The organism is Loigolactobacillus bifermentans DSM 20003, assembly GCF_001434575.1.
Classification (GTDB): domain Bacteria; phylum Bacillota; class Bacilli; order Lactobacillales; family Lactobacillaceae; genus Loigolactobacillus; species Loigolactobacillus bifermentans.
Window position 1 is genome coordinate 26,225 of record NZ_AZDA01000025.1, and the last position, 7,848, is coordinate 34,072.

At 44.5% G+C, this 7,848-nt stretch carries 10 protein-coding genes; 8 read left to right on the forward strand and 2 right to left on the reverse strand.

The genetic code is table 11. The features are described from left to right. The first annotated feature begins 23 nt into the window (after nucleotides 1-23). The 8 genes from FC07_RS04525 (at nucleotide 24) to FC07_RS04560 (ending at nucleotide 5,275) form a co-directional block, all read left to right on the forward strand. Nucleotides 24-287: a YaaL family protein gene (locus FC07_RS04525; protein WP_057903938.1), complete on the forward strand. Its 264-nt coding sequence runs from the start codon at nucleotides 24-26 to the stop codon at nucleotides 285-287. Between the two features lie 117 nt (nucleotides 288-404). Then, on the forward strand, nucleotides 405-1,043 hold the full coding sequence (tmk, locus tag FC07_RS04530) for a dTMP kinase (RefSeq protein ID WP_057903939.1): 639 nt from the start codon (nucleotides 405-407) through the stop codon (nucleotides 1,041-1,043). Nucleotides 1,044-1,064: 21 nt separating this feature from the next. After that, nucleotides 1,065-1,394, forward strand: a complete 330-nt coding sequence (locus FC07_RS04535) for a cyclic-di-AMP receptor (RefSeq protein ID WP_057903940.1) — start codon at nucleotides 1,065-1,067, stop codon at nucleotides 1,392-1,394. 1 nt (nucleotide 1,395) lies between these two features. Beyond that, on the forward strand, nucleotides 1,396-2,388 hold the full coding sequence (gene holB / locus FC07_RS04540; RefSeq protein ID WP_057903941.1) for a DNA polymerase III subunit delta': 993 nt from the start codon (nucleotides 1,396-1,398) through the stop codon (nucleotides 2,386-2,388). A gap of 38 nt (nucleotides 2,389-2,426) precedes the next feature. Continuing rightward, nucleotides 2,427-3,230, forward strand: coding sequence for a PSP1 domain-containing protein (locus tag FC07_RS04545; protein ID WP_057903942.1), 804 nt, complete (start codon nucleotides 2,427-2,429; stop codon nucleotides 3,228-3,230). Nucleotides 3,231-3,237: 7 nt separating this feature from the next. Next, a complete protein-coding gene (locus FC07_RS04550; RefSeq protein WP_057903943.1) occupies nucleotides 3,238-3,591 on the forward strand; it encodes a DNA replication initiation control protein YabA in 354 nt (117 codons plus the stop codon). 49 nt (nucleotides 3,592-3,640) lie between these two features. Next, nucleotides 3,641-4,507, forward strand: coding sequence for a 16S rRNA (cytidine(1402)-2'-O)-methyltransferase (rsmI, locus tag FC07_RS04555; RefSeq protein ID WP_057903944.1), 867 nt, complete (start codon nucleotides 3,641-3,643; stop codon nucleotides 4,505-4,507). A gap of 15 nt (nucleotides 4,508-4,522) precedes the next feature. Then, complete coding sequence (locus FC07_RS04560) at nucleotides 4,523-5,275, forward strand: acyl-[acyl-carrier-protein] thioesterase (RefSeq protein WP_057903945.1); 753 nt, start codon at nucleotides 4,523-4,525, stop codon at nucleotides 5,273-5,275. Nucleotides 5,276-5,327: 52 nt separating this feature from the next. Here FC07_RS04560 and FC07_RS04565 read toward each other — a convergent pair whose 3' ends face one another. After that, nucleotides 5,328-6,344, reverse strand: coding sequence for a DNA/RNA non-specific endonuclease (locus tag FC07_RS04565; protein ID WP_083483202.1), 1,017 nt, complete (start codon nucleotides 6,342-6,344; stop codon nucleotides 5,328-5,330). A 336-nt stretch (nucleotides 6,345-6,680) separates the two neighbouring features. Next, entirely contained in the window at nucleotides 6,681-7,793 is a 1,113-nt protein-coding gene (locus tag FC07_RS04570) for an LTA synthase family protein (RefSeq protein ID WP_155797848.1), read from the reverse strand. Between the last annotated feature and the right edge of the window lie 55 nt (nucleotides 7,794-7,848).

Consider the following 7,848-nt stretch of genomic DNA (forward strand, 5'->3'; position numbering starts at 1 on the left):
AGCTTTGGAAAGCGGGTGTGATCATGTTTCGCAAACGGTCCATTTCGAATCGTTCTCATTTAAAAGCAACTTACGATCAAAAGTTACTCGATACGTTAACCAGTGCCATGCAAGACTGGAATCGGAGTAAAGCTGCTGTGGATACGGTGGCAGAAGTCGATGGCGAAATGTTGAATCAGCGTCAAGTGGCGCGGGCAAAGTATTTATTTCTGTATCGTGAAGCACGGCGCCGCGGCACACGGAATACGCGGATCATGCCAGGGACAGAACATGATTTTTTAAGCTAACCAACTCGGTCGGGGGATTCCCCGGCCTTTTTGAGTACTTGCGCTTTTGCCGTGGACAGTTGCCAGAGATTAAAGTAAACTAAAAGTAGTATTAAAGCAGATAGGTGGCTGAAATTTTTGACAGGAACATTGATTACATTTGAGGGACCAGACGGTGCCGGGAAAACCAGTGTGTTAAGAGCATTGTTACCACAGTTGCAGCAACTTGCCAGTTTGCCGATCGTATTAACCCGTGAACCTGGTGGCAATGCGATCTCGGAAGCGATTCGCAGTTTGATCTTAGATCCGGCGAATACGGCAATGGATGCGCGGACGGAAGCCTTATTGTATACCGCGGCGCGGCGCCAGCACATTATGACAAAAATTCGGCCAGCATTGGCAGCAGGTCAAATCGTGATCTGTGACCGTTTTGTGGATAGCTCGTTGGCCTATCAAGGGGCTGGCCGGCACATTGGGGTTGAAGCCGTGGCACAGATGAACCAATTTGCCACTGAAGGGTTGACACCTGACGTGACGATTTATTTGGACATTCCGTCTGAGTTAGGGCTACAGCGCATTGCCACTCAGCGGCAACAGCAAAATGATCGTTTGGATCAGGAAGACTTAGCCTTTCATCAAACGGTGCGGCAAGAATATTTGCGGTTGGCACAAGCTGATCCAAACCGGATCAAAGTGATTGATGCCAGCCAACCGTTGGCAGATGTGATCAATGCCAGTCAAGCTGCTTTGAAGCAAGCTTTACCAACATTATTTTAATAAAGCGAGTGGGGAATCATCATGAAAATGATCATTGCAATCGTTCAAGATAAAGATAGTAATCGTTTAAGTTCGGAGTTTATTGATCACAACATTCGGGCCACTAAATTATCGTCAAGTGGCGGTTTTTTACGGTCAGGGAACACGACCTTTTTAATTGGGATCGCCGATGAACGGGTCGATAAAGTATTAGAAATCATTCAACAAACCTCGCATCAACGGGAACAATTTATGACACCACCCGTTAATTTAGATAATTCATTGGATAGCGAAGCGGCTTTTCCAGTGGAAGTTCAAGTTGGCGGCGCCACCGTGTTTGTTGTGCCAGTTGAACAGTTTAAGCAATTTTAATATGAGCTTACCAATTGAAACCTTACAGCCGCAATTGTTAGCAACCTTTCAGCAGATTATTGCGCAGGGCAAGTTAAGCCAAGGCTACTTATTTGCTGGCACTGCAGGAACCGGTAAAGCGGAACTTGCCCAGTGGTTGGCCCTGCGTTTATTTTGCCAGCATGTCACTGATGGGCAACCTGATTTAACGTGCCCAGAGTGTCAGCGGATTTTAAGTGGTAATCACCCGGATGTGTTAGTGGTGTCACCAGACGGGCAATCCATTAAAATCGATGCGGTGCGGCGCTTAAAAGCAGAGCTCAGTAAGCGTGGGGTGGAATCAAATCAGCGGATCTTCATTATTCAGTCGGCAGAAAAAATGACCACCAGTGCGGCCAATGGGTTATTAAAATTTTTGGAAGAACCGTCACCGCAAGCCTATTTGATCTTAACCACCAGTGCCAAGCAATTGATTTTACCCACCGTGCGTTCACGGCTGCAATTAATTGATTTTCATGACTTGCCGCATGCACAATTAGTGGCTCAAATGACAGCCGCTGATATTTCTGAGCCAACCGCGGCGCTACTGGCACATTTAACCAACAGTGTGTCTGCTGCGCAAGCTTTGTTAGCCAGTGATTATTTTGAAGGGCTGGTCAGCGCCATTTGGAAATGGGTGACCCAGATTCAGCAAAAGCAGGCGCAAGCCTTTGTCAGTGTGCAGACACAGATCATGCCGTTGGTCAAGGAACGAGACCAACAAGAATTAACCTTAACCATAATTTTACTTGCGTATCAAGATTTATTAGCGGTACACTTTGGACAGGAAGACGCATTAAGTTTTCCGAAACAGCACCAGGCGCTGACACAGTGGGCCGAAACCCAAACGGGGTTCCGGTTACGAACCGCTTTGGAACAAATTTTAGCGGCTCAGCGTCATTGGCAAGGCAACGTGAATTTTCAAAACGTCTTAGAGACGCTGACGTTGCAATTATTAGGGCCACATGTGATTTAAGGGGCTTTACGGGCACGTTTTTAAGGAGTTGATCAAACATGCAAGTGATGTATGTTCGTTTACATAAATCAGGTAAGATCCATTTGTTGGCAAATCCAGACGCATTTGACCTAGACGATGTGGTGGTACTAACCGCAAATAATTGTGAAGAAATCGGGATCGTGATCCAAACTGCTGATGTGGCGCAAGACGCAGTGGCGTTAAGTCGGCTGCAATTTTCTCGGCTTGCCAATGAAAAGGATTTGGCCCATCGGCATGCCAATCAAGTGGCTGCGGACGAAGCCTTGAATACGGCCAAGGAATTGGTGAATAAAGCAGAAATGCCCATGAAAATGATTGCCAGTCGCTATACCTTAGACCGGCGCAAATTGTTGTTTTACTTTACAGCCGATAATCGAGTGGACTTTCGGGTTCTTGTGCGTGAATTAGCTGCCATTTTTAAAACCCGGATTGAATTACGCCAGATCGGGGTTCGGGATGAAGCGAAAATTCTAGGCGGTATTGGCCCTTGTGGCCGGCAACTTTGTTGTACTAGCTTCCTAGGGGATTTCGGACCGGTATCGATCAAAATGGCGAAAAATCAAAAACTGTCCTTGAATCCAGCTAAGATCTCAGGTATTTGCGGTCGGTTGATGTGCTGTTTGTCCTATGAAGATCAGCAATACGAAGTAGCGAAAAAGGCCATGCCGGATTATGGTGGTCGGGTGATCACCGAAGATGGTGGCGGTCGGATCGTTGGGATGAATTTGTTAGAACATGTCTTACAAGTTAAGCTAGATGGTCATGAAGTCCCAATCAATTATGACCTAGATGAAATTAAGGTTCCGCATAAAGAAAGGTGAAGCGACTGTGGATAAACGCGAATTGTACGATAGTTTTCTCGCGCTAGAAGAAAATACCCAAAAAATGTTGGCGCGAATCGATGTGATGAAGCAAGATATGACTAAAATTTTAGAGCATAACGCTGAATTAGAAATCGAAAATCAACATTTACGGGAGCACTTACAAGAACTGGAAAACTTGCAAGCGCAGGCAGCATCTTCTAAACCACAGTCTCAAGAGCCGCAATTATCAAAATCGCGGGCCAATTTAGAAAAGCTCTATGAAGAAGGCTTTCACGTTTGTAATCAGTTTTACGGTTCCCGGCGCGAAAATGATGAACCTTGTGTTTTTTGTGTCGAAGTGATCTACCGTGAACGTTAGCAACTTAAAGCGCGGCTTGCCGCGCTTTTTATGATGAGAGGATATTTGTATGCAATCACAAAAAAGTTTTGCCGCCCATGACACAGGGACGCTTTATTTGGTGCCGACCCCAATTGGGAACCTTGAAGATATGACCATGCGTAGCGTTCATATTTTACAGCAAGTCACTTTAATTGCGGCAGAAGACACGCGTAATACTCAGAAATTGTTGAACCACTTTGACATTCAAACCAAGCAAATTAGTTTTCATGAACACAACACCCAGGAACGAATTCCCCAGTTGTTAGCATATTTACAAAAAGGGGACGATCTGGCCCAGTTAAGTGATGCGGGAATGCCATCCATTAGTGATCCCGGTCAAGAACTCGTGGCAGCGGCAATCAAAGCCGATATTCCGGTAGTGCCGTTGCCAGGGGCCAGTGCAGGGGTAACTGCTTTGATTGCGTCAGGGTTAGTGCCCCAACCATTTTATTTTTACGGCTTTTTAAATCGGAAAAAGTCCCAGCAAGTTGAGGAATTAACCGCGCTAAATCAGCATCAAGAAACCATGATTTTTTATGAGGCGCCGCATCGTTTGGTGAAAACCCTGCAGGCCATGGCTGACGTGTTTGGTGCCGACCGACAAGTGGTATTGGCCCGGGAGTTAACGAAAAAGTTTGAAGAGTTTTTACGCGGCAGTCTGGCCGAAGTGCTGACTTATTTTAAAGAACAAGCACCGCGTGGGGAATTTGTCGTGTTAGTTGCTGGTAATGCGCATCCAGTGGTTGCAGCTGATCCTTATGCAGCATTAAACAATCATGATTATGTCGCTGCGCTGGTTGAAACAGGGCAGCCAGCTAAGGCCGCCATTAAGCAAGTGGCCAAGCAACGCGGTGTCCCAAAGCAACAGGTTTATCAAGACTATCACGGCTTTTAGAAAGGATGACAAAACATGGCACAACGTTACTGCACCCAACATCAAGTTCATTATTATGAAGGAAATACCAAAGGCCAAATGACGTTGGCCATGCTGATCAATGTGGCGCTGCTGGTGGCTGGCCAGCAAAATGATCAACTTGGCGTTGGGGCCACTGAAGTCCAGCGTCATGGGGTAGGCTGGGTGGTCACTCAGTACGAAATGGCGATTCAACGTATGCCAAAAGTGGGTGAAACGGTCACTTTTGGCACAGTTGCCACGGCGTACAATAAATTCTTCTGTTACCGTGATTTATGGGTGGAAACTTTAGACGGTCAGCGTCTGGTGACCATTCACAGTATGTGGGTGATGATGGATTATCAAACCCGTAAAATGCGTGCGATTATTCCAGAAATTATTGCGCCTTATGAAGCCGAACAAATAAAAGGCGTGCTTAGCCGACCGCGAATTGCCCACGTTGCACCAGACAAGGCCAGTGCGGCCCAACCTTATCGGGTACGCTATTTTGACATTGATCGTAATCAGCATGTGAATAACAGCCATTATTTTGATTGGATGCTGGATCATCTGGGTTACGACTTCCTGAGCCAGCATGATATTGTGCACGTGGTGATTCGTTATGAACGTGAAGTCCAATATGGCAACGTCCCAACCAGTCAATATCAGAAAGTGGCCACTGACGATGCGTTGATCACCCGGCATGTCATCATGAACCAAGACCAGCGCTGTGCAGAAGCTGAGATTCATTGGCAACCCCATGAAGGCTAAAAAATAGGCATGTTAACCGTCATTTGACCGTTAACATGCCTGTTTTATTATATTAACGCAGTGCTTTGCGATATCCAGCCGCCTGAGCCTGTTGTTCCGTTTGGAAGTAAACGGCATTTGCTGCATTCATGTGGTAGCCGGCTTGACCAGGTACATGGTAGATCTTACTGTTGATGTTACCGACGATCTGCCCTTGGGTAGCTGTGTTCACATCATTGGTGTCAGTGCTGCTGGCAGTTTCCGATGAGGTTGTGGTATCAGTTTGCGTCTGGCTTTCGGTCGTTGTATTGTCAGGGGTGCTGGTGCTGCTACTGGTTGTCGTTGCCGCAGCGCTGGCACTGACTTGACTGGTACCAGTGGCGTAATTGATCGTTACGCCAGCTTCAATATTGAAAATATAAACATTAAATTTAATTTGATTGCTGCCAATTGATTTTGCCTGCATATGGACCCCACGGGCGACTAAATCATCGCCTTTAAAAACAGGGACTACCTGATAGCGCACATACTTGCCAGGATTATTTTTCAAAAAGTCAGCAATATCATCTTCATAATGTAACATTTCAGGTGAATTTAACGACCGCGTCCCTGTAATCAAATTTTTAGGATTGTTATTTTGACCGGTGAGCTGATAACCAATCAAGTGGGAGCGATTATACAAGTAACCACTTTTAAGCTTTTTATTGTGCCAGCCAGTGGGATCCACCGTCAGCGGTTCTCGCTTTGCAGTGGGCATCATTTTTTTGGTGATCAAAGCATTGGCAGCAGTTGGCCGATTAAGCGTGTCGAGATTACTGTAAACTTGCCAGCCGCCATTTTTCGTACTCAGGTCTTTTTTGGTAAAGGTTGGCTTGTCGTCATTAACCGTTACCGTTTGCTCATTGGTGTAGCTGCGCTTCAGTAAAGCAGCATTGCTCGCTTGGCTGGTTTTCGCTAGGTGAGCCTGCGAATGCTTGGTAGCAGCCGCAACGGGGGTAGCGGTTGTCAGTGCGTGATCTTGCTGCCCGGTAAAGGTCCCCAATGATAAAGCAGCTAGGGCAGTGAGCCCTAATTTAACCCATTTTTTCATAAAATCCTCCAAAAGTATAAATTGAAATACGCGTTAAATACGTAACTTTATTATAGAGGGATGCAATCGTCTTGGCTAGGTAGAAATATCGGTGGATGTTTTAAGTGAATTTTACTCAAAATACGGGTGCAGGGGAAATATGGGTTAAACCGTACAGCCAGTTTTGAAGCTGGTTAAAAGGGAAAAGACTAAGCCTGCGGCAATTGTTACCATTTAGGGAAAGCTGAGCGTGCTTTGGCTCAAACTAACTTACTATAATAGGAAGAAACACGGTTGAAATTGTTTTACTAAAATAAAAAACGAACTTACCCATACGGATAAATTCGCTTATTTTTGTTATTTCATAAAGTTTTTGGTATGAACAAGATATTGTTTACCAGCGGTTAAATCATATTGAATCAATTTATAATCGCGGTATAGTTGCTTTTGTTTTTTAGTCAAATCTTTGTAGTGAATTTGTTTATTCTTTTGATTGACCATTAACCCATCAGCGTCTCCTTGAGAATCTAAGGCCATTGCAGGAAGTTTCTGTTGCACCTTAGTCAGAAAGGCATAATAAGGTGATACTTTTTGTCCCATATGCGCTAACACTAATGCGCTGAAGGTGTTTGGACTTACAACTTTCGTACTGGATTTAACGGTTTGGCTCTGACCATGGGCACGAGCGTAACGATTGCTATAGATAAAGTAATCCGTTTCGTGTAATGGAACGTTGTATTGTGCCATACTGTCACCCGAATAAATGCCAGCGAGATGATCACCATACCAGAGGACGGTAATCGGTTTATTCAGCTTATCTAACTGCTTTAAAAATGCGGCAGTGGACTTGTCCGTTAGGGAGATACCTTCGACGTAGTTTTCAATTGTTTGCTTATTGGATCCAGTTGCACTGCCAGAAACAGTATACTGATCGTGATAGTACTTATTTGTGAATGGTAAATGATTTTGCATTGTTACGAGACTAATGAATTGACCCGATTTTTGTTGCTTAACTTGCCATAGAGCGTCTTTATACGCTTCATCATCGCCAATTAAATTGCTTTTTTCAATTTTTTTGTTATATTTCAGCTTTTGAGAGCCAGTACTTTCTGTATTTCTAAAAGTCTGGAATCCAAATTTTTTGTAGACTTCGGTTCGACGATATAAACTGCCAGCAAAGGTATGAATTGCGTTTTTAGTTTTAAATAGATTTGTGATATTAGGCGCACTCTTTTGCCCAGGTACAAGTTGTGTAAAGGGAGTAGAAAGCGTTGGTGAAAAAAGGTTAATTGCCATTCCCGTATCAACTTGATATTCCATGTTGGCAGTGCCACCGCCATAACCGGAGCTTAACATTAATCCTGAAGTAGTTTTAGCTTTTATACTTCGAATATTTGAGATAGGATCAGTATTAATTTTTAAATTAGGAACACGTGCTGGATCTGAAAAACTTTCGCTTAATACATATATAAGCCTGAATTATGCATATCTTTTCCTAAACCTTAACGAGAATGCTGCTACACCA